The 19811-nt window shown below is 73.2% G+C and carries 20 protein-coding genes, 1 pseudogene and 1 riboswitch; of the genes and pseudogenes, 10 read left to right on the top strand and 11 right to left on the bottom strand.

Going from position 1 to position 19811, the window contains the following annotated elements; genetic code table 11:
* Positions 1-107: 107 nt before the first annotated feature.
* From IFT88_RS06015 to IFT88_RS06005, 3 genes are all read left to right on the top strand, one after another.
* On the top strand, positions 108-560 hold the full coding sequence (locus IFT88_RS06015; protein ID WP_192119543.1) for a MarR family winged helix-turn-helix transcriptional regulator: 453 nt from the start codon (positions 108-110) through the stop codon (positions 558-560).
* Positions 557-1930: a cryptochrome/photolyase family protein gene (locus tag IFT88_RS06010; protein ID WP_192119542.1), complete on the top strand. Its 1374-nt coding sequence runs from the start codon at positions 557-559 to the stop codon at positions 1928-1930. Before IFT88_RS06015 ends, IFT88_RS06010 begins: the two co-directional genes overlap by 4 nt.
* 80 nt (positions 1931-2010) lie before the next feature.
* Positions 2011-3387 (top strand): serine hydrolase, encoded by a 1377-nt coding sequence (locus IFT88_RS06005; RefSeq protein WP_192119540.1) that lies wholly within the window; start codon positions 2011-2013, stop codon positions 3385-3387.
* A gap of 70 nt (positions 3388-3457) precedes the next feature.
* Here IFT88_RS06005 and IFT88_RS06000 read toward each other — a convergent pair whose 3' ends face one another.
* Positions 3458-4390 (bottom strand): carbohydrate kinase family protein, encoded by a 933-nt coding sequence (locus IFT88_RS06000; protein ID WP_192119538.1) that lies wholly within the window; start codon positions 4388-4390, stop codon positions 3458-3460.
* Positions 4391-4510: 120 nt separating this feature from the next.
* Entirely contained in the window at positions 4511-4960 is a 450-nt protein-coding gene (locus IFT88_RS05995; protein ID WP_192119536.1) for a DoxX family protein, read from the bottom strand.
* Positions 4961-5239: 279 nt separating this feature from the next.
* On the opposite strand from IFT88_RS05995, the gene IFT88_RS05990 reads away from it, so the two are divergent.
* Positions 5240-6025 carry an NAD-dependent epimerase/dehydratase family protein gene (locus tag IFT88_RS05990; protein WP_056225374.1) on the top strand — a complete coding sequence of 262 codons (786 nt, stop codon included), beginning with the start codon at positions 5240-5242 and terminating at the stop codon, positions 6023-6025.
* Positions 6026-6077: 52 nt separating this feature from the next.
* Positions 6078-6521 (top strand): GNAT family N-acetyltransferase, encoded by a 444-nt coding sequence (locus IFT88_RS05985; RefSeq protein ID WP_192119534.1) that lies wholly within the window; start codon positions 6078-6080, stop codon positions 6519-6521.
* 46 nt (positions 6522-6567) lie between these two features.
* On the opposite strand, the gene IFT88_RS05980 is transcribed toward IFT88_RS05985, so the two are convergent.
* Positions 6568-7038: an Lrp/AsnC family transcriptional regulator gene (locus IFT88_RS05980; protein ID WP_043593020.1), complete on the bottom strand. Its 471-nt coding sequence runs from the start codon at positions 7036-7038 to the stop codon at positions 6568-6570.
* Between the two features lie 169 nt (positions 7039-7207).
* Between IFT88_RS05980 and ald the strand changes: the two genes are divergently transcribed.
* The 3 genes from ald (at position 7208) to IFT88_RS05965 (ending at position 9874) form a co-directional block, all read left to right on the top strand.
* A complete protein-coding gene (ald, locus tag IFT88_RS05975) occupies positions 7208-8317 on the top strand; it encodes an alanine dehydrogenase (protein WP_043593022.1) in 1110 nt (369 codons plus the stop codon).
* A 117-nt stretch (positions 8318-8434) separates the two neighbouring features.
* The gene (locus tag IFT88_RS05970; RefSeq protein ID WP_192119532.1) at positions 8435-8998 is read left to right on the top strand and encodes a TetR family transcriptional regulator; all 564 of its coding nucleotides are present in this window, start codon (positions 8435-8437) and stop codon (positions 8996-8998) included.
* A gap of 78 nt (positions 8999-9076) precedes the next feature.
* On the top strand, positions 9077-9874 hold the full coding sequence (locus IFT88_RS05965) for a dienelactone hydrolase family protein (protein ID WP_043593025.1): 798 nt from the start codon (positions 9077-9079) through the stop codon (positions 9872-9874).
* Positions 9875-10076: 202 nt separating this feature from the next.
* On the opposite strand, the gene ribH is transcribed toward IFT88_RS05965, so the two are convergent.
* The 6 genes and pseudogenes from ribH to IFT88_RS05935 all read right to left on the bottom strand — a co-directional run bounded on the left by ribH (position 10077) and on the right by IFT88_RS05935 (position 15192).
* Complete coding sequence (gene ribH, locus IFT88_RS05960) at positions 10077-10577, bottom strand: 6,7-dimethyl-8-ribityllumazine synthase (RefSeq protein ID WP_192119530.1); 501 nt, start codon at positions 10575-10577, stop codon at positions 10077-10079.
* Positions 10578-10585: 8 nt separating this feature from the next.
* A pseudogene (gene ribB / locus IFT88_RS05955) lies at positions 10586-11257 on the bottom strand (3,4-dihydroxy-2-butanone-4-phosphate synthase); the annotation flags it as partial.
* A gap of 50 nt (positions 11258-11307) precedes the next feature.
* Positions 11308-11997, bottom strand: coding sequence for a riboflavin synthase (locus IFT88_RS05950; protein ID WP_192119528.1), 690 nt, complete (start codon positions 11995-11997; stop codon positions 11308-11310).
* Positions 11998-12178: 181 nt separating this feature from the next.
* Positions 12179-12316, bottom strand: a riboswitch (FMN riboswitch).
* A gap of 89 nt (positions 12317-12405) precedes the next feature.
* Complete coding sequence (locus tag IFT88_RS05945; RefSeq protein WP_192119526.1) at positions 12406-13098, bottom strand: pentapeptide repeat-containing protein; 693 nt, start codon at positions 13096-13098, stop codon at positions 12406-12408.
* A gap of 68 nt (positions 13099-13166) precedes the next feature.
* Positions 13167-14591 carry an L-serine ammonia-lyase gene (locus IFT88_RS05940; RefSeq protein ID WP_192119524.1) on the bottom strand — a complete coding sequence of 475 codons (1425 nt, stop codon included), beginning with the start codon at positions 14589-14591 and terminating at the stop codon, positions 13167-13169.
* Positions 14592-14676: 85 nt separating this feature from the next.
* Complete coding sequence (locus IFT88_RS05935; RefSeq protein ID WP_192119523.1) at positions 14677-15192, bottom strand: MarR family winged helix-turn-helix transcriptional regulator; 516 nt, start codon at positions 15190-15192, stop codon at positions 14677-14679.
* An 88-nt stretch (positions 15193-15280) separates the two neighbouring features.
* Between IFT88_RS05935 and IFT88_RS05930 the strand changes: the two genes are divergently transcribed.
* Complete coding sequence (locus IFT88_RS05930; protein ID WP_192119520.1) at positions 15281-17458, top strand: MMPL family transporter; 2178 nt, start codon at positions 15281-15283, stop codon at positions 17456-17458.
* Here the strand turns inward: IFT88_RS05930 and IFT88_RS17610 are convergent.
* Positions 17383-17976: a thermonuclease family protein gene (locus IFT88_RS17610; protein WP_043593034.1), complete on the bottom strand. Its 594-nt coding sequence runs from the start codon at positions 17974-17976 to the stop codon at positions 17383-17385. The genes IFT88_RS05930 and IFT88_RS17610 overlap by 76 nt on opposite strands.
* Positions 17973-19388, bottom strand: a complete 1416-nt coding sequence (locus IFT88_RS05920; RefSeq protein ID WP_192119518.1) for an MFS transporter — start codon at positions 19386-19388, stop codon at positions 17973-17975. The genes IFT88_RS17610 and IFT88_RS05920 overlap by 4 nt, the downstream gene beginning before the upstream one ends.
* A gap of 223 nt (positions 19389-19611) precedes the next feature.
* On the opposite strand from IFT88_RS05920, the gene IFT88_RS05915 reads away from it, so the two are divergent.
* Positions 19612-19749, top strand: coding sequence for a hypothetical protein (locus IFT88_RS05915; protein WP_171007362.1), 138 nt, complete (start codon positions 19612-19614; stop codon positions 19747-19749).
* Positions 19750-19811 lie beyond the last annotated feature (62 nt).

Raw genomic sequence — 19811 nt, 5'->3', positions numbered from 1 at the left:
CCTGTCGTGTGCCCCGACCCTGCGGTGTGCGCGTCTCGCGTCCACCCGTGTCGGCCCGAGGACGGTGCCCTTTCGTAGACTCGTCCTCGACGAACGTGAGGTACGACATGAGCGAGACATCGATGGCCGTGGGGGCCTGGGAAGCCCTGTTCCGGGCCCAGGTCAGCGTCATGCGTGAACTGACCGAGTGCTTTCCGACCAGCGAGATCTCGTTCAACGAGTACGACGTGCTGTTCAACCTGTCGAACCAGCCCGATCGTCGGGCTCGCATCCGCGACCTGACCCGCCACCTGTTGCTCACGCAGCCGAGCATCAGCCGCCTCGTCGACCGACTCGCCTCGAAGGGCATCGTCGAGAAGACCTCCGACCCCGGCGACGGACGAGGCATCATCGTGACCATGACGGACGAGGGCTACGACCTGTACCGGCGCACGGCGATCAGCCACGCCGAGGCGATCCGCCGGCGGGTGGGCGGGGTGCTCGACGACGACGAACTGGCCTCCCTGGCCGAGCTCTGCACCAAGCTGCGCCTCGGCTCGCCGGTCGGGGCCGACGCATGACGTCGCCCTCGATCGTCTGGCTGCGCGACGACCTGCGCCTCGCCGACAACCCGGCCCTCGTGGCCGCCGTCGAGAAGGGCGAACCGGTCGTCGTCCTCTTCCTGCTCGACGACGAGACCGACGGCATCCGCCCGCTCGGCGGCGCCTCGCGTTGGTGGCTGCACCACAGCCTCGCCGCTCTCGCCGAGTCGCTCCGGGCCATCGGCGGCCGACTGACCCTGCGCCGGGGCCCCCAGGCGCGCGAACTGCCCCGCCTCGTCGACGAGACGGGCGCCGGTGCCGTCTTCTGGAACCGCCGGTACGGCCTCGCCGCCCGCGACGCGGACGCCGACCTCAAGTCGTCCCTTCGCGAGCGCGGGCTCGACGTGCGCAGCTTCCAGGCGAACCTCCTGTTCGAACCGTGGACGATCCAGACCGGGCAGGGCCAACCGTTCAAGGTCTTCACGCCGTTCTGGCGCGCATGCCTCGACCGGCCCGAGCCGCGCCACCCCGAGGCGGCCCCCGACGAACTGCACGGGCCCCGCACGGCGCCCGACAGCGACGACCTCGACTCGTGGTCCCTCCTGCCCACGGCACCCGACTGGGCCGGGGGACTCCGGGACTCGTGGACCCCGGGCGAAGCCTCCGCCCTCGACACGCTCGAACGCTTCGCCACGGGACACCTGGCCGACTACGGCCTCCGTGACGAACCTGCTCAAGAGGCGACGAGTCACCTCTCGCCCCACCTCCGGTTCGGCGAGGTCAGCCCGTTCCAGGTCTGGCACCGCATGCGGGGCGACCTCACGCCCGACGCCCGCGAGCAGGCCTCGGGCTTCCTGCGCGAACTCGTCTGGCGCGAGTTCAACCACACGGTCCTCTTCGCGAACCCGCACCTGGCCACGAAGAACTACCGGCCCGAGTTCGACGAGTTCCCGTGGCACGAACTCGAGCCGGGCGAACTCGAGGCGTGGCAGCAGGGCACGACCGGCATCCCGCTGGTCGACGCCGGCATGCGCGAACTGTGGACCACCGGCTACATGCACAACCGGGTGCGCATGGTCACGGCGAGCTTCCTCGTCAAGAACCTGCTGGCCGACTGGCGAGTCGGCGAGCAGTGGTTCTGGGACACCCTGGTCGACGCGGACGAGGCGAACAACCCCGCCAACTGGCAGTGGACGGCCGGCTCGGGCGCCGACGCGGCCCCCTACTTCCGGGTGTTCAACCCCGTGCTGCAGGCCGACAAGTTCGACAAGCACCGCGACTACGTGCACCGCTGGGTTCCCGAGGTCGACGACGACTCGTACCCCGAGCCCATGGTCGACCTCAAGGCCTCGCGCCGGGCCGCGCTCGACGCCTACGAGGCGATGCGCCGCACGACCCGCACCGAATGACCCCGCCCCTCGAGAGGACCACCTCCGTGACGACGTCATCACACCCCGCCCGCACCGGCCCACTAACAGGAATCGACGCCGTGTTCGCCGCGCGTGCTCCCGAGCGTCGCGGGCCCAGCGCCGTCTGGGCGACCTTCGACCGCTCGGGCGTCACGCACGACGGCTCGTACGGCGAGATCGCCCCCGGCACCGCACCCGGCGTCGACACGGCTTACCGCATCGCCTCGTGCACGAAGAGCTTCACCGCGACGGCCCTGCTCGCCCAGCGCGACGCCGGGCTCGTGTCGCTCGACGCACCGATCACCGACGTCGTGCCGGCGTTCGGCGAGGTGGCCCTCCCGACGGCCGACTCCCCCGTGCCGACCTTGCGCATGCTCCTGACCATGTCGGCCGGCTTCCCCACCGACGATCCGTGGGGTGATCGACAGGAGTCCCTCACGGACGACGAACTCGACGCCCTGCTGCGGGCCGGGCTGAGCTTCGACAGCGTGCCGGGCACGACCTTCGCCTACTCCAACCTCGGCTTCGCCCTCGTGGGCCGGGCGATCGCGGCCGTCGCCGGGAGGCCCTACCGCGAGGTCGTCGAGTCGACCGTCCTCGAGCCGCTCGGTCTGACGAGCACCGGGTTCGAGGCGACCGTCCCGGCCACCGGCGGAGTCGCGATCGGCCACCGCCGCGCCTCCGACGGGGGCGATGCCCTGCCGTTCTCGGGCCCGGGTGCGTTCTCGCCGATCGGCGGGTTGTTCAGCACCGTGACCGACCTCACGCGCTGGGCGCGCTGGCTCGGCTCGGCGTTCGACCCCGAGGGTCAGGGCGACGTCGACGGCATCCTCTCGCGCGCCTCCCGGCGCGAGATGCAGCAGGTGCAACGGTTCGTCCCCGCCCGGGCCGGGCACCCCGGCGGCTACGGGTTCGGCCTGTTCGTCGAGCACTATCCCGACCACGGCCCCGTCGTGTCGCACAGCGGGGGCTATCCCGGGTTCTCGGCCCACATGCGCTGGCAGACCGCGACCGGCCTCGGCGCCGTCGGGTTCGAGAACGCGACCTACTCGAAGGTCTCCGAACCCATCGGGCTCGCACTCGACGGCATGATGGCCGACCGCGCCGACGCCCGTGTCGTCGTGCACCCGTGGGCCGAGACGTCGACGGCCCGGGACGCGGTCGAGGCCGTGGTCCGCGGCGGGGCCGTCCCCGACGGGTTGTTCAGCGAGAACGTCGAACTGGACCTCCCGTTCGACCGGCGCCGCGCCTCCTGGGCCGCTCTCGTCGAGTCCGTGGGGGGCTGGGACGACTCCGGTGACGGTGACCTGCTCGCGGCCGACGAGTCGTCGTCACCGTCGCACCTGGTCTGGCGTCGGCGCGGTGCCCGCGGCGTCGTCCGGTTCGAGATCCGGCTGACCCCCGAGCGCCCGCCCCGGGTCCAGACGGTGCTGGTGAGCGCCGAGAGTCCGCGCTGACCCAGGGGCCCTCGGGCGCTCGTCGGGCGCTCGTCGGGCGCTCGTCGGGCGCTCGTCGGGTCCGACGCCGTCAGGCGGGTGGCCGCCCTCCGGCCACCCCGGCGGCCCGGGCGGCGGCGCGGGCACCGCTGCGTCCTGCGACCCCCAGGCTGCGCGAGGTCGCCCACGTGGCGATGAACCCGGCCGAGAACGCGTCCACGAGACCCACCGAGTCGACCCAGCGCGAGACGACCCCGTCGACCACGACCGGTGGCTGCCCCCGCGAGACCACGACGGCTCCCCCGTCGTCGGCGACGAGGGCCACCACGCCGACGTGTTCGGCCAGGGCCGTCGCCGAGGCGATCGGCTCGTCCAGCCCGGTCAGCTCGCGAGCCGTCTCGTCCGACGGGAAGAACAGGTCGGCCCCGTGGACGGCCGCGAGGAAAGCCGACACCCCGAACCGGCGGACGATCGAGGCGCTGCCCGGGGCGACCGAGACGAGCGCCCCGGCCTGCCGAGCCCGGCCCACCAGGCGTCGGAGGGCGACGGGGCTGCGGGACTGGGTGACCGTGTAGCCCGTGAAGTGCACGAGACCGGCCTCGGCGACGAGGTCGTCCGGCACGTCGTCGGGGCCCAGCGAGGCGCCCGCCCCCCGATCGGTGAACATGGTGCGGGACGAGCCGTCGACGGTGATGACGACCGTGCCCGTCGGATCGTGCGCGTCGTAGGCCAGACGGGTCACGACCCCCGCGTTGGCGAGCAGTTGCGAGTGGCGTTGCAGGTCGGCCGTGCCCACCCGACCGACGAACGAGACGTCGACCCCCAAGGACCCCAGCCATGCCGCCGTGTTCGCCGCCGATCCGCCGGCCCGGTGCCTGATGGTGGCCACCGTCTCCGTTCCGGGGACGCCGCCCGTCCGGGGGCTGACGATGATGTCGTCGAGGACGTCCCCGAAGACGAGGACGGGCGACCCGGTCCGGGGTCGGGCGCCCGGGGGGCGGGAGCGGTCGGCGGAGACGGTCATCGACGTCCACCCGACCACGGATCGAGGGCCGGAACGGGACGAGGAGGCGCAAATCACCCTCGAGAGCACGTCACGTTCACCCGTCCCGGCCTCGCCGACGGGCCGGGTCCGGGTCGTCGGTCAGGCGACGGCGGGCTGTGCGACCGGGACCTCGCGACGGGCACGCCGGCCGCGGACGACCAGGGCGTCGAGAGCGAAGCGGCCGGGCCCGGTGAGCACGATCGCGATCGAGGCGACCGCGAGGACGAGGACGTACTCGAAGCCGCCGGTCGTCGAGTAGAAGCCGTTCGGCAGGTGGACGGCGACCAGGGCGACGACCGCCGTGACCGCCAGGAGGGCGGCGGCGACCCGCGTGGCGAAGCCGACGACCAGCGCGACACCGGCCGCGAGCTCGGTGACGGCCGCGACCGGGGCCGCGACCTCGGCGAGCGGGATGCCCATGCCGCCGAAGGCCCCCTGCGTCGCGGCGAGGCCGTCGACGGCGAGCTTCTGCCACCCGTGGGCGACGAAGACGACCCCGAGGACGACGCGGACCAGGAGGAGTCCGAAGGACGAGAGAGCTGACGACATGGAAGTGCCTTTCGGTCGGGGACGGGATCGAGGCACGTCGTCGGGCCCTCCGTCACGGTACGAGGTGACGCGTCACCGACCGCGGCCGTGGAGCGCCCTACCAGGCCTTCGTCAGAGCCCTGCCAGGCTCGGGTGGGGCATCCGGAGGACGCGGGGACGCCTCGCGCGGGCCGTTCGGCGGACGTCGGACGTGCCCCGGGGGACGGTGTCGGTGGTCCCGGGCAGGATCGAGGCGGACCACGAGACGGGCCGAAGGGCCCACGACGAGAGGCGGCACACATGGCGACCATCGCGATCACGGGGGGCTCGGGGCGCATCGCGACCTGGGTCCGCCCCCTGCTGCTCGAGGCCGGCCACGACCTGCGGCTGCTCGACGTGGTCACGCCGCCCGACGACCTCCGAGCGCACGAGACGTTCGAACACGTCGGCGTGACCGACCTCGAGTCCCTCACGGTGGCGCTCGGCGGGGCCGACCTGGTCGTCCACCTCGCGTCCCACGCCAGCGAGCGCACGTGGCACGAGATCCGCGACCTCAACGTCGAGAGCGCGTACGTCGTGCACGAGGCCGCCCGTCGCGCCGGCGTGACCCGCCTGCTCGCGGCCAGTTCGGTGCACGCCGTGGGGTTCGAACCCGGCTCGAGTGCGGCCGACCACGACGTCCCCGCGCCACGCCCCGACTCGTTCTACGGCGTCAGCAAGGTGCTGCTCGAGGCCGTCGGCAGCCTGTACGCCGACCGCTTCGGCTCGACCGTGGTGTCGGCGCGCATCATGACGGCCGAGGTCGAGCCGCACGACGTCCGCAGCCTCGGCACGTGGCTGTCACCGGCCGACGCGACCCGGTTGATCCTGGCCACCCTGTCGACGGCCCCGTCCGGTCACCACGTCGTCTGGGGCGTCAGCCGCAACACCCGTCGCGTCGTGTCGCTGGCGGCGGGAGAGGCCATCGGGTACCACCCCGAGGACGACGCCGAGGCGTTCGCCGACCGTTTCGCCGGGCAGGTGCAACCGCCCGACGCACCCGTCGGCGGCACCTTCACGACCATGCCCCTGGGCGAGGCGTGGTGACCGGCCCGGCGACGGCATCCGGCCACGACCGCGAGGCCGGTAGCGTGGCTGCGTGAACCCCACCTTGCACTCGTCGTCCGTCGCCGAGATCGACCCCGTCGTCCTCTACGAGATCCTCCGCCTCCGGGTCGACGTCTTCGTCGTCGAACAGGAGTGCCCCTACCCCGAGCTCGACGGGCGCGACCTCGAACCGACCGCGCGCCTCCTCTGGTTCGCCGACGCCGACGCCCGGGTCCTGGCGACGCTCCGGGTGCTGCACGACGGCGACGACCGTCGGATCGGCCGGGTCGCGACGGCGGCGGCGGCCCGTGGCCGTGGGCTCGCAGCCGACCTGATGCGGGCGGCCGTCGACGGGTGCGAGGGGCGACTGATCCGGCTCGACGCCCAGGCCCACCTCTCTGGCTGGTACGCACGGTTCGGCTTCGTCGTCGACGGTGACGAGTTCCTCGAGGACGGCATCCCCCACCTGCCGATGGCGCTCGCCGCCACGCGCTGAGGTCGGCTCGGCTTGTCGGCGCGTCGGCGCGTCGTCGACCGGTCGATCAGACGGTCGGGCCGGGGTGGTGGTGCTCGAAGACGAGACTGGTGCGGGTCGAAGCGACGGCCGGATGCGCCGAGAGGTGGTCGAGCACGAACTCGCGCACGTCGTTCGTGTCACGGACGGCCAGATGGATGATGAAGTCCTCGGACCCACCCAGGAAGAACAGCTGCACCACCTGCGGCAGGGCCCGGATCTCGGACGAGAAGGCGGCGATGCGCTGCCGGGCCGAGGCGAGGATCGTCACGCTGATCAGCGCCTGCAGGTCGAGCCCGAGTGCCGACAGGTCGATGTCGGCACCGAAACCGGCGACGACGCCGCGTTCGACGAGCGACCGGAGGCGCGCGAGACACGTCGACGGAGCGATCCCCACCTGCGCGGCCAGGGTGGCGTTCGGGGTGCGGCTGTTCGCGACCAGCAGGCGCACGAGCTGCCGGTCGATCTCGTCGAGCCGAACGTCGTTCGTCGCAACCATGCCTCGCCACACCTCTCGTCGTCGATCGTGCGGCGATAAGGGCCCCGCACAGAATCTCGTGCGGAAAGCTTGGCACGCATCGGCACGAAACAGCACACTGACCTCAGTTCGGCGAACAGAGGCGTGCACCGGCCGCCCGTCGTCGAGGCCACTCCCGAGAGGACGAACCATGCGCGTCGGCATCCCCACCGAGATCAAGAACAACGAGAACCGCGTCGCCGCGACTCCGGCCGGCGTGCACGAGTTCTCCCGCCGCGGTCACGACGTGGTCGTGCAGGCGGGTGCCGGACGGGGGTCGGGGTTCTCCGACGCCGAGTTCGTCGCCGCGGGCGCGACGGTGGTGGACGACGCGGCCACCGTCTGGGGCGAGTCCGACCTGCTGATGAAGGTCAAGGAGCCGATCGCGGCCGAGTACCCGTTGATGCGGGCCGACCAGACCCTCTTCACCTACCTGCACCTCGCGGCGTCGCCCGAGTGCACCGAGGCCGTCCTCGCCTCCGGCACGACCGCGATCGCCTACGAGACGGTCCAGCGGGACGACCGCAGCCTGCCGCTGCTCTCGCCGATGAGCGAGGTCGCCGGCCGCCTGTCCACGATGGTCGGTGCCTACCACCTCATGAAGCCCATCGGCGGCACGGGCGTGTTGCTCGGCGGCGTCCCCGGCACCCCGAAGGCGAAGGTGGTCGTGATCGGCGGTGGCGTCGCCGGCGAGCACGCCGCCGCGAACGCCCTCGGCCTCGGCGCCGACGTGACCGTCATCGACGTGTCGCTGCCGCGCCTCCGTGCCCTCGAAGTGCAGTTCGGCGGCCGGGTGCAGACCCGCGCCTCGACGGCCTACGAGATCGGCGCCCAGGTCGCGGCGGCCGACCTGGTGATCGGCTCGGTGCTGATCCCCGGTGCCCAGGCCCCGAAACTCGTCACCGACGACATGGTGGCGTCGATGCGTCCCGGGTCGGTGCTCGTCGACATCGCCATCGACCAGGGCGGCTGCTTCGAGGGCTCGCACGCGACCACGCACGACGACCCGACCTTCGCCGTCCACGACAGCGTCTACTACTGCGTCGCCAACATGCCCGGCGCCGTCCCCCAGACCTCGACCCGGGCCCTGACCAACGCGACGATGCCCTACGCGCTGGCCCTCGCCGACCGGGGGTGGCGTGACGCCATCGCGGCCGACGCGTCGCTGGCCCGGGGAGTCAACGCGGTCGCCGGGCGCATCACCAACGCCGGCGTCGCGACCGCGGCCGGCGTCGACCTGGCGGATGCCCGCACCCTCTGACCCGTCCGACGGTCCGACGGCGCCCGCCAGGACGCAGAGCGAAGCGGTCGGTCCGGCAAGCGAAGGCCTCGATCCGAACCAGGTGGTCCGGTGGGATCGACCCCCTATGCTCTGGGCATGGCACGACGACCCACCCCACCACGGGAACGGCTGCTCGAGGCAGCGAGGACCGAGTTCGCCGCCCGCGGCCTCGCCGGGGCGCGCGTCGACACGATCGCGCGGGACGCCGAGGCGAGCAAAGAGCGCCTCTACGCCCACTTCTCGACCAAGCGCGACCTCTTCGACGCCGCGCTCGGCGAGAGCATCGGGCGCTGGGTCGCCGTCGTCCCCTTCGACGCCCACGACCTGCCCGGCTGGGCGAGTGCACTCTACGACCACCTGGCCTCGAACCCCGACGACGCCCGGCTGCTGCTCTGGGGTCAGATCGAGGGTGTCGCGCTGCCCAGCCCCGGCGTGCTCGACCACGGCCAGCTCGAGGCGCGCCGCGACTCGGTGCGCGCGGCGCAGGACGCCGGCGACATCTCGTCCAGCTGGGATGCCGACGAGTTGCTGACCATGGTCTTCGGCGTCGTGCTGGCGTGGTTCGTCACGCCCGAGGCCACCAACCTGCACACCGGCCCGCAACAGAGGCGTTGCGACGTCGTGCGACAGGCGGTGGCCCGGATCGTCGCCCCGGGCTGAGACCCCGCCCGGGTTCCGGGCCGAGACCCGGTCGCGACCGGTCGGCACCGTCCGACCCGCCGGGAGTAGCGTCCCCGTGTGACCACGACCGAACCCACTCCCGCCCTCTCCCCCGACCTGCAGCGCGTCCTCGACAGCGTGCCCGACCCGGGCGGCGTCACGACGTCGGACGCGGTGTACGCGGCGACCGACGTCGATCTCGAGGGGTTCCTCGCGACGCCGGCCCGCGCCTCCTCGTCCGAGCTCGTGCCCGGCGTGCTCGTGCTGCACGACTGGTTCGGCGTCGTCGACCACGTCAAGGTGCGCGCGCAGATGCTCGCGCGGCTCGGCTACGTGGCGCTGGCCGGCGACGTCTACGGGCAGGGCGTGCGCCCGTCGCCGCAGGACGCCGCCGGCGAGGCGGGCAAGTACTACGGCGACGTCGCACTGTTCCGGTCGCGCCTGCTGGCGAACCTCGAGCGCCTCCGGGCCGAGCCCGGCGTCGACCCGTCCCGGATCGCCGTGATGGGCTACTGCTTCGGCGGCTCGGGAGCCCTCGAGCTGGCCCGCGCGGGTGCCGACGTCGCCGGCGTCGTGTCGTTCCACGGCGGTCTCGGTACCGGCATGCCCGCCGAGAAGGGTGCCGTGACGGCCCCGCTGCTCGTGATGACCGGCGCGGCCGACCCGGTGGTGCCCGACGAGGCGGTCGTCGCGTTCGAGGACGAGATGCGCGCCGCCGAGGCACCCGACTGGCAGGTGCTGAGCTACAGCGGTGTCCTGCACGCCTTCGCCGTGCCCGGCACCGACTCGCCCGACCACGGCGCGCAGTACGACGCCCGCGCGGACCGTCGCTCGTGGCAGCAGCTCGAGACGTTCCTGTCCGAGGTCTTCGCCTGACCGGTCGCCCCGCCCGGGGTGTGCACTTCGCGACATCGACCGCCCGACACGCCGCTCCCCTCTCGAGGTGAGCGGCGTGTCGTCGTCCGGCTGTCGGGTTCGGCACGGTCGACGCGGCCGGAGAGGTCGCGAACGGCCCGGCAGGAGGCGCGGGTCGTCGACCCGAGGAGGCGCGGGTCGGGGGACCAGCGGAGCGCAGGTCCTAGAAGCCGGCGACTCGGGCCGTGCCGGCCCGGGCCAGGTCGCGCAGCTGGACGGCCGTCGCGACGGCGGCGTGGGCCGCCTCGGCGCCCTTGTCCTCTTTCGAGCCGGGCAGGCCGGCGCGGTCGAGGCCCTGCTGCTCGTCGTCCAGGGTGAGCACGCCGAACCCGACGGGCTTGCCCGTGTCGAGGGTCACCCGCAGCAGGCCCGAGGTCGCGGCGTCGGACACGTACTCGAAGTGCGGCGTCCCGCCGCGGATGATCACGCCGAGGGCGACGACCGTGTCGGCCCCCGCCTCGAGGGCGGCCTTGGCCACGACGGGCAGCTCGAAACTGCCCGGCACGCGGACGACCGTCGCGGTCGCGCCGAGGCGCTCGACCGTCGACAGTGCGCCGGCCAGCAGGCCGTCGGTGATCGTCTCGTGCCAGGTGCCGGCCACGATCGTGACACGGATTCCCGTGCCGTCGACGTCGAGGTCGGTGGGTGCGCCTTCTCCGCTCATGCGGGATCTCCTTCGGTGGTGCGGGTGATGGTGTCGGTGGTGGCGTCGGTGGTCGGTGCCTCCGGTGCCGGGACGGGTTCGTCGAGGTCGCGGTCGCCCAACCAGGTGACGAGATCGGCGATCGTCACGACCGGGACCCCCTCACGGGCGCCGAACTCGAGCAGGGCGCGCAGGCGCATCATCTCGCCGTCGTCGCCCACGATCTCGCTGATCACGGCCACGGGTCGCAGTCCCGCGGCCTTCATCAGGTCGACGGAGGCCTCGGTGTGGCCGTCGCGCTCACGCACTCCGCCGTCGCGGGCCCGCAACGGCAGGACGTGCCCGGGGCGGTGGAGGTCGTCGCGCACGCTCGTCGGCGACGCGAGCGTGCGGAGGGTCGTCGCCCGGTCGGAAGCGCTGATGCCCGTCGTGACACCCGCGGCCGCGTCGACGCTCACCGTGTAGGCCGTGCCCCGGGCGTCCTCGTTGCGGGCGACCATCGGCGGCAGGTCGAGTCGGTCGGCGATCTCGTTCGTCATCGGTGCGCAGACGAAGCCCGACGAGACCCGCACCGTCCAGGCGATCCACTCGGGCGAGGCCAGCTCGGCGGCCAGGACGACGTCGCCCTCGTTCTCGCGGGACTCGTCGTCGACCACCACGACGGGTCGGCCCCGGCGCAGGTGGCCGAGGGCGAGCTCGATCGGTGCGAGGCGCGAGTCGACCCGCGCCTCCTCGGCAGGTGTCGACACGGTCACGGGCGCCCCGTCGCGGCGGCGTCGAACGAGTCCACCGCGTCGACCGGTGCGGTCGCGTCCCGGGGCCGATCGGCGTCGAGCGCGTCCAACCGGAGCATGCGGCGCACGTGGCGGGCGAGCACGTCGGTCTCGACGTTGACCCGGTCGCCGACGGCCTTGCCGCCGAGGGTCGTCACGGCGAGCGTCTCGGGGATGAGGCTGACCTCGAACCAGCCAGGCGCCTCGCCGGGGTCGCTGATCGCGCTGACCGTGAGGCTCACGCCGTCGAGCGTGACCGAGCCCTTGTCGACGAGCAGGGGCGCGAGGTCGTCGACGAGGTCGAACCGGACCCGACGCCAGGCGTCGCCGTCCTCGATCTCGACGACCGTGGCCGTGCCGTCGACGTGGCCCTGCACGATGTGGCCGCCGAGGCGGTCGCCGACGCGGGCGGCGCGTTCGAGGTTGACCGGCGTGCCGGGGCCGAACGCCCCGACCGTGCTCATGGCCAGCGTCTGACGCATGACGTCGGCCGTGAACGTGTCGCCCTGCCGCGCGACCACCGTGAGGCAGACGCCGCTGACCGAGATGGAGTCGCCGTGCGCGGCGTCGGTGAGCACGGCCGGGCCGTGGACCGTGAGGCGGACGCTGTCGCCCTGGTCGTCGACGCGCGCGACGCGTCCGAGTTCTTCGACGAGACCGGTGAACATCAGCGCACCGCCGTGCTCGTCGCGTCGATGGGTCGACGCGTCCGTGCGTCGGTCCCGCGGGGCGTGGTGGCCTGCGTCGTCATGTCGTCCTCCGGTCTGCCTGGCTGTGTGCCGAGGGCTCTCCGGGGGTGCGCGACGCGGGGGTCGGCATCGGCCAGGGGTCCGCGGACGGACGACCGGGCCCGCGCCACCTCTCATCCGGACTATGACCGTCGGTACCGGAGTTCCACCGGTTCAACCGGGCCCTCACCTCTCGGTGACGACACGGGTCGCGGACTGTGACCGCCGGCTCAGATTTTCACTGACCCCGGAGCGCGTTGCTCTGTCGGTGACGATAGCACCGCCGCCTCGTGCCGCCCCGACGTGTTCGGCCAGGGCGTAGCCGGGCGCAACACGGGCGGCCCGGGCTCAGCCGACCACGAGCCCGAGGTGAGCCGCCATCGTCGGGGCGAAGGTCGCCAGCTGCAGCTCGTCGATGGTCGCGCCGCGAAGCCCTTCGAAACCGTCGATGCGCGAGAAGTCGCTCGTGCGCAGGTCGGTGTGCGACAAGGAGGCGCGGGTCACGTCGAGCGTGCCGATGCGGCAGTCGACCAGCGCGACCCGCAGGGCTTGCACGCCCCCGAGGTCGAGTTCGCCGATCGTGCACCCCTCGATCACGACGTCGGTGAGCCGTGCCCCGCGCAGGTTGAGGAAGTCGATCTTGCCGCCGACCAGGCGCACCGACCGCAGCTCGGCGTCGAACAGCTCGGCCGACCCCCACCGGGGCCGCTCGACGCGGACGTCACGCCAGGTGCTGCGCGCGGCGGCCAGCTCGGGGGCGAACGAGTCGGCCAGCACCGACTCGACCAGGCGCGCACCGCGCAGTCGGGCCGACCCGAGCCGGGGCGACTCGAAGACGCACTCGGTGAACTCGGCCCCCTCGAGGTCGCGGTCGGTCAGGTCGGCGTCGACGTAGCGCTCGAGCTCACGGCTGTCGCGCGGTCCCAGCAGGTCGGTGCCGAGGTCGACGAGTCCCTGTGGATCGACGGGATCGAGCCGCGGAGCGTCGGTGCCGCCCGGGGTCGCGGGGCGGGACGGCGTGGGGCGGCGCGGCGGGGTCATGCGACGAGGCTAGCGGCGACGTCCGACACGACCCGCGCCTCCTCGGGTCGGCCGCCCGCCACCCGTGGTCAGCACTCGATGACGTTGACGGCGAGCCCGGCGCGGCTGGTCTCTTTGTAGCTGTCCTTCATGTCGCGACCGGTCTGACGCATGGTCTCGATGACGGTGTCGAGGCTGACGACGTGGCTGCCGTCGCCGAGCAGGGCCATGCGCGTCGCGGCGACGGCCGTGCCCGCGGCGATGGCGTTGCGCTCGATGCAGGGCACCTGGACGAAACCGCCCACGGGGTCGCAGGTGAGACCGAGGTGGTGCTCCATCGCGATCTCGGCGGCGTTCTCGACTTGGCGGGGCGTTCCGCCGAGGAGCGCGGTCAACGCCCCCGCGGCCATCGATGCGGCCGAGCCGACCTCGCCCTGGCAGCCGGCCTCGGCCCCCGAGATCGAGGCGTTGCGCTTGTAGAGCGAACCGATCGCCGCGGCCGTCAGCAGGTAGGTGCGGGCCAGCTCGTCCGCTGTGGCACCGTGGAAGCGCATCGCGTAGTAGCCCACGGCCGGGATGATGCCGGCAGCCCCGTTGGTCGGTGCCGTGACCACGCGGCCGCCGCCCGCGTTCTCTTCGTTGACGGCCATCGCGTAGGCCTGCAGCCACTGGGCCGGCAGGTCGGAGGCCAGCAGCGAGGAGGCGCGGCCCTGGTCGATCGCGGAGCCGCCGAGTGCGAAGGCGGTCGCCCTCTCGTCTTGCTGGCGCAGCATGGTCGCGAACTGGCGGGCGCGCCGCGGCACCTTCATCCAGCCCGGCAGGACGCCCGTGGCCGCGAGACCGGCGTCGACGCAGGCCCGCATCGCGGCCCAGCGGGCGTCGAGGCCCGCGGCGGCGTCGGCCTCGCCGTGCAGCGCGACCTCGTTGCGCCAGGCGAGCTCGGCGATCGACACGCCCTCGGCGTCGCAGAGGTGCATCAGGTCGTCGGCGTCGGCGAACGCGAACGGCGCCTCGGCGGTGGGGACGGCCCGCTCGTCGTCGCCGTCGCGCACGACGAAGCCGCCACCGACCGAGAAGTAGACCTCGCGCGCGAGGGTCACGCCGTCGACGTCCAGGGCCTCGACGCTCATCGCGTTGGGGTGCCGCGGCATGCGCGTCAGCGGAGCCATCCGCAGGTCGTTGGGGGCGAAGGCGATCTGGTGGCGCCCGAGCAGCCGCAGGCCGCCGCCCTGCTCGACCGCCTGCTGCATGCCCGAGACGACGGCGGGGTCGCAGGTCTCGGGCTGCATGCCCGCGAGACCGGCGAGGACGGCCGAGGGCGTGCCGTGGCCGAGGCCGGTCGCGGCGAGCGAGCCGTAGAGCACGGCCTCGACCCGGGCCACGTCGGCCAACCGGCCGTCGGCCTCGACGCCGAGGAGGAACTCGCGGGCGGCACGCATGGGGCCGACGGTGTGCGAGCTCGACGGGCCGATGCCGATCGAGAAGAGATCGAGGGCCGAGACGTGATCGGTCACGTGCCACCTGCCTTCCGGGGTCACGACGACGTTACCCGCTGCCGCCGACGGCAGGGCCCCGGGCACCGAGGAGGCACGGGTCGCCTCAGTCGGGACGCCCCACCTCGCGGGCCCGCTCGGCCATCGCGCCCGACATGCCCTCGAGGAACCGCCGGACGGTCTCGAGCTCGGCCTCGTCGAAGTCGGCCATGACCCGGTCGCTCATCGAGCCGAGCGGCCCGAAGAACGCCCCCGCGACCTCGCGGGCGCGATCGGAGTAGCGGACGAGCACCCGGCGTCGGTCGGCGTCGTCCCGGCTCCGCTGCACGTGCCCGACCTTCTCGAGGCGGTCGATGACCCCCGTGGCCGCCCCCGAGGTGACGCCCAGCAGCTCGCCGAGCCCGCCGGCGGTCACGGGGTCGCCGTCGCGCTCGGCCTGCATGACGTGCAGCAGCGCCTCGAGGTCGATGTGGCCGAGTCCGTGCCGAGTGGCGAAGGCCTGGGCGACCTTCTGCGACTCGGTGGTCAACCGTTGCATGTGGGTGACGATCTCGTCGGCCTGCGGCGAGCGCGGCGGACGGGTCGACGGCGCCGTGGGGGCCGGGTCTGTCGGGGTGGGCATGGAACCTCCTGCGTGACGAGTCTGGTCGATGCTCCTGTGATCTGCAATACTCTTAGCAACTAAGACATTCAGCTACTGAAGGATCATCATGCGCACCCTCGCCCGCATCGTCAGCGGCCACCGCACCGCCTGGGCCGTGCTCGCCGCGACGGCCGTCGCCGTCGCCCTGCTCTTCGCCGTCCTGCCGACGAGCGAGGGCGACACCGCCCCACCGTCGGGCGTGCCCGACACGAGCCAGTCGGCCGAGGTGACCGAGATCCTCGCGTCGTTCCCGAGCGCCGAGACGACGGTGGGCATCCTGGTCTTCAGCCACGGGGGCGACCGACTCGACGCCGGCGACCTCGCCGCGGTCGACGCCCGGGCCGCGTCCCTCGCCGAGCTCTCGACGACCCCGCAGGCCGTCAGGCCGCAGATCAGCGACGACGGCACCGCGGCGATCGTCGCCGTCCCGCTCGACGCCGCGACGGCGGACGCCGACGTCGCGGGCACGGCCACGAGCCTGCGTGACGCGGCCTCGACCGACCTGCCCGCCGGACTGGACGCCCTGCTCACCGGTCCGATCGGGTTCCAGGACGACATCGCGAACGCCTTCGCCGGGGCGGACGTCCGGCTCCTGCTGGTCACGGTGATCGTCGTGGCCGTCCTGCTGATCGTCACCTATCGCAGCCCGGTGCTCTGGATCGTGCCGCTGGCCGTCGTCGGTGCCGCCGACGCCCTGGCCGGCCGGGTCGCGGCCGCCGTCGCCGAACCGCTGGGCATCCCGCTCGACGCCTCGATCTCGGGCATCCTCTCGGTCCTCGTCTTCGGCGCGGGCACCAACTACGCCCTGCTGCTCGTCGCGCGCTACCGCGAAGAGCTCCTCCGCCAGCCCGACCGTCACCGCGCCATGCGCACGGCCGTGACGAGCGCCGGCCCCGCCATCGCGGCGAGCGGTGGCACGGTCGCGCTGAGCCTCCTGACCCTGCTGCTCGCGTCGCTCACGGGCAACCGGGCCCTCGGTCTCGCCTGCGCGGTCGGCGTCGTCGTGGCGATCGTCTTCGCCCTCGTGGCGCTGCCCGCGGCACTGGTGGTCTGCGGTCGCGGACTGTTCTGGCCCTTCGTGCCCCGCGCCTCCTCGTCCGCCGCGACCGTCGCGACCCGCACGGACGACCGGACCGCAGGAGGCGCGGCGCACCACGCGGCACCGCGACGCGGCTTCTGGGACCGTCTCGGGCGCGGCGTCCGACGCCGTCCGGCCGTCGTGGCCGTCGCGTCCGTCGCGGGCATCGGCGTCCTCTGCCTCGGGCTGAGCGGCTACGCCGTCGGCCTCTCGCAGACCGACCAGCTGCTCGGCGACCCCGATTCGGTCACCGCGCAACGGGTGATCGACGAGTCGTTCTCGGCGGGGCTGACCAGCCGCACCACCGTGGTCGTCCCGTCGACGGTCGCCGACGAGGCCACCGCGCTCGCGTCCGGCACGGACGGCGTCGACGCGGCGACGACCGGCGAGACCGAGGGCGGACTGACCCGCGTCGACCTGCAGCTCACCGCCGAGCCCGAGAGCGACGCCGCCTTCGACACCGTCGAGCGCCTGCGGTCCGGGTACGCCGACGCCGGCGGCCGCCTCGCCGACGCGCTCGTCGGCGGCAGCGACGCCACCGCCTACGACACGAAGGTCGCGGCGCAGGCCGACATCGACCTGATCGCACCGATCATCCTGGCGATCGTGTTCGCCGTCCTGGCCCTGCTGCTGCGCTCGCTCGTGGCCCCCGTGCTGCTGATCGCCTCGGTGCTGGCCACGTTCTTCGCGAGCCTGGGGGCCTCGACCTGGTTGTTCCAGAACGTGCTGGGGTTCCCCGCGCTCGACACGGCCGTGACGCTCTACGCGTTCCTGTTCCTCGTCGCGCTCGGGGTGGACTACAACATCTTCCTCACCACCCGGGCCCGCGAGGAGGGCCTCGTGCACGGCACCCGCGAGGGCATGGTGCGGGCCCTGGCCTCGACCGGTGCCGTCATCACGAGCGCGGGCATCCTGCTGGCCGCCGTGTTCGCCGTGCTGGGCGTGCTGCCGGTCGTCGCCCTGACCCAGGTCGGCGTGATCGTCTGCCTGGGCGTGCTGCTCGACACCCTGGTGGTGCGCACCGTGCTCGTGCCCGCGCTCGTCTTCCTCACCGGTGACGCCTTCTGGTGGCCGAGCCGGCGCGCGTCACGTCAGCCGCAGGCCGCCCAGAGCCCGACCCGCGAGGCCTCGGCCGACGCCTCGGCGGCGACGAACCGGTCACGGTAGCGGTACGCGTCGTCGTAGGTGTCCTCGCGCCCGTAGCCCTCGGCGACCAGTCGCTCGTTGAGCATCGTGCCGTCCGGCGACCAGACGTAGCGCAGCAACCGGTCGTAGCGGTCGGAGTCACCCTGCGAGGCGTCGTCCTCGAGCCAGACCGTCGCTCCCTCGGGCAGGGTGGCCGTCGTGAAAGCGCTGGCCTCGGGGCCGAAGCAGTCGATCGGCGCGTCGGGTTTCACGGTCTCGGGGGTGTCGACGCCGATCAGGCGGATGCGCTCGCGCTCCCCCGCGACGGTGACGATCACCGTGTCGCCGTCGACGACGCGCTCGACGACGGCCTCGGCCGCCGCGGCCGGGACGCTCGTGGGCACGGGAACCGCACCCGTGCCTCCCGGGTCGACGCCCGCCGACCCGTCGCCGAGGAGGCGCGGGAACGCCACGAGGACGGCCCCCGCCACCAGCACCACGACGAGGCCGAGCAGGCGACGCGGTGTGAGGCGACGCCGCGACCGGCGACGCGCGCTCACTCGGCGAGCCGGGTGCCGCGGAGCTCGGGCAGCATCGTGGCGGCGACGGCCCCCACGACGAAGACCGCGCCGAAGACGACGAAGAGGGTGGGTGGGCCGCCGAGGGCGATCAGCGGCGGCACCGACAGCGGGGCGGCGATCGAGGCGATGCGTCCGACGCCGGCGGCCCACCCCGCTCCCGTGCCCCGCAGCGGGGTCGGGTAGAGCTCGGGCGTCACGGCGTAGAGCGCTCCCCACGCGCCGAGGTTGAAGAACGACAGCGCCATGCCCGCGACGAGGATCTGCGCGACGCTGCCGCTGACGGCGCCGAAGCCGAAGAACACGGCCGCGACGGCCGACCCGAGCAGGAAGGTCGCGAGCGTCCCCCGGCGCCCCCACTTCTCGATCAGCCAGGCCGAGGCCGCGTAGCCCGGCAGCTGGGCCAGCGTGATGATCAGCACGTACTCGAACGAGCGCACGAGCGGGAAACCGGCCGCGACGAGCAGCGACGGCAGCCAGACGAAGGCGCCGTAGTACGAGAAGTTCGTCATGAACCAGACCACCCAGATCGCGACCGTGCGGCGCGCCATGCCGGCACCGAACAACCGACCGACGGAGGCGCGGGCAGGCTTCTCGACGACCCGCGCCTCCTCGGCGGCGACGGTCGGGGCGGGGACGGTCGGGGCGGAGACGGTCGGGGCGGAGACGGTCGGGGCGGGGACGCCGGCGGCCTCCTCGAAGCCGCGGACGGTGCGCTCGGCCTCGTCGTGACGCCCCCTCGACTCGAGGAAACGCACCGACTCCGGCATCTTCAGGCGCACGAACACCGCGTAGAGCGCGGGGGCCGCGCCGATCAGCAGCGCCCAGCGCCAGCCGTCGTCGCTCGTCGGGATCACGAGGTAGCCGACGAGGGCGGCCGCGATCGAGCCCACGGCCCAGAACGCCTCGAGCAGCACGACCACGCGACCGCGGATGCGCCGGGGCGAGAACTCGCTGACGAGGGTCGACGCGACCGGCAGCTCGGAGCCCAGGCCGAGGCCGACGACGAAGCGCAGGACGAGCAGCACGCCGACCGACCACGACAGGGCCGAGAGGCCGGTGGCGAGCCCGTACAGCAGCAGGGTCAGGGCGAAGACGGTCTTGCGACCCAGGCGGTCGGCCAGCGAGCCACCGACGGCCGCGCCGATCGCCATGCCGGCGAACCCGGCCGAGGCGACCCAGGCCAGTTGGCCGGCCTGGTCGCTCCAGACGGTCATGAGCTGGGCGATGACGAACGAGAGCAGGCCGACGTCGAGCGCGTCCAGGGCCCAGCCGATGCCCGAGCCGGCGAGCAGACGACGGTGCTTCGAGGTGAACGGCAGCTCGTCGAGACGCTCGCTGCGCGTCGGGACGGCCGGGGTCGAGGTCGAGGTCGAGGTGGGGACGGGGGTCATCGGGGCCTGTCGTCTCTGCGTGTCGTCGGGGTCGGGTGGGTGCGGGGTCGGGCGGTGGTCGGGGTCGGGTGGGTGCGGGGCGGGCCCGGGCACCTGGCCGAGGCGGATCGGGCCACTGGGCAGTGTAGGAGCCGTGAACATGGTCGCCGCTACAGACACCGGGGCCCGGGCACCGTAGCCTCGGGCGGATCGGATCATCGCGGTCCGCGACGGAGGCACCACCATGGCAGAGAAATCAGCGAAGAAGACCACCGCGAAGGTCGCCGTGCGCTCCTTGAAGGAGAAGCGCGCCGACAAGAAGGCCAAGGGAGCGACGGGTAGCCACTCGGAGGACATCGTCTCCAACGCCAAGAAGCGCTGACGCACGACGTCCCCGAGGGGGCGCCGACCTCCGTACCGGGTGACCGGTCGCGAGGCGGCGCC

The organism is Frigoribacterium sp. CFBP 8751 (genome assembly GCF_014841545.1).
GTDB lineage: Bacteria > Actinomycetota > Actinomycetes > Actinomycetales > Microbacteriaceae > Frigoribacterium.
This window is presented reverse-complemented; position numbering and strand designations above follow the sequence as displayed.

What these genes read in the sequence shown, in the direction of transcription:
- IFT88_RS06015 (WP_192119543.1), top strand. Translation starts at nt 108, where the DNA reads ATGAGCGAGACATCGATGGCCGTGGGGGCCTGGGAAGCCCTGTTCCGG.
- IFT88_RS06010 (WP_192119542.1), top strand. Translation starts at nt 557, where the DNA reads ATGACGTCGCCCTCGATCGTCTGGCTGCGCGACGACCTGCGCCTCGCC.
- IFT88_RS06000 (WP_192119538.1), bottom strand. Translation starts at nt 4,390, where the DNA reads ATGACCGTCTCCGCCGACCGCTCCCGCCCCCCGGGCGCCCGACCCCGG.
- IFT88_RS05995 (WP_192119536.1), bottom strand. Translation starts at nt 4,960, where the DNA reads ATGTCGTCAGCTCTCTCGTCCTTCGGACTCCTCCTGGTCCGCGTCGTC.
- IFT88_RS05990 (WP_056225374.1), top strand. Translation starts at nt 5,240, where the DNA reads ATGGCGACCATCGCGATCACGGGGGGCTCGGGGCGCATCGCGACCTGG.
- IFT88_RS05980 (WP_043593020.1), bottom strand. Translation starts at nt 7,038, where the DNA reads ATGGTTGCGACGAACGACGTTCGGCTCGACGAGATCGACCGGCAGCTC.
- ald (WP_043593022.1), top strand. Translation starts at nt 7,208, where the DNA reads ATGCGCGTCGGCATCCCCACCGAGATCAAGAACAACGAGAACCGCGTC.
- IFT88_RS05970 (WP_192119532.1), top strand. Translation starts at nt 8,435, where the DNA reads ATGGCACGACGACCCACCCCACCACGGGAACGGCTGCTCGAGGCAGCG.
- ribH (WP_192119530.1), bottom strand. Translation starts at nt 10,577, where the DNA reads ATGAGCGGAGAAGGCGCACCCACCGACCTCGACGTCGACGGCACGGGA.
- IFT88_RS05950 (WP_192119528.1), bottom strand. Translation starts at nt 11,997, where the DNA reads ATGTTCACCGGTCTCGTCGAAGAACTCGGACGCGTCGCGCGCGTCGAC.
- IFT88_RS05945 (WP_192119526.1), bottom strand. Translation starts at nt 13,098, where the DNA reads ATGACCCCGCCGCGCCGCCCCACGCCGTCCCGCCCCGCGACCCCGGGC.
- IFT88_RS05935 (WP_192119523.1), bottom strand. Translation starts at nt 15,192, where the DNA reads ATGCCCACCCCGACAGACCCGGCCCCCACGGCGCCGTCGACCCGTCCG.
- IFT88_RS05930 (WP_192119520.1), top strand. Translation starts at nt 15,281, where the DNA reads ATGCGCACCCTCGCCCGCATCGTCAGCGGCCACCGCACCGCCTGGGCC.
- IFT88_RS05920 (WP_192119518.1), bottom strand. Translation starts at nt 19,388, where the DNA reads ATGACCCCCGTCCCCACCTCGACCTCGACCTCGACCCCGGCCGTCCCG.
- IFT88_RS05915 (WP_171007362.1), top strand. Translation starts at nt 19,612, where the DNA reads ATGGCAGAGAAATCAGCGAAGAAGACCACCGCGAAGGTCGCCGTGCGC.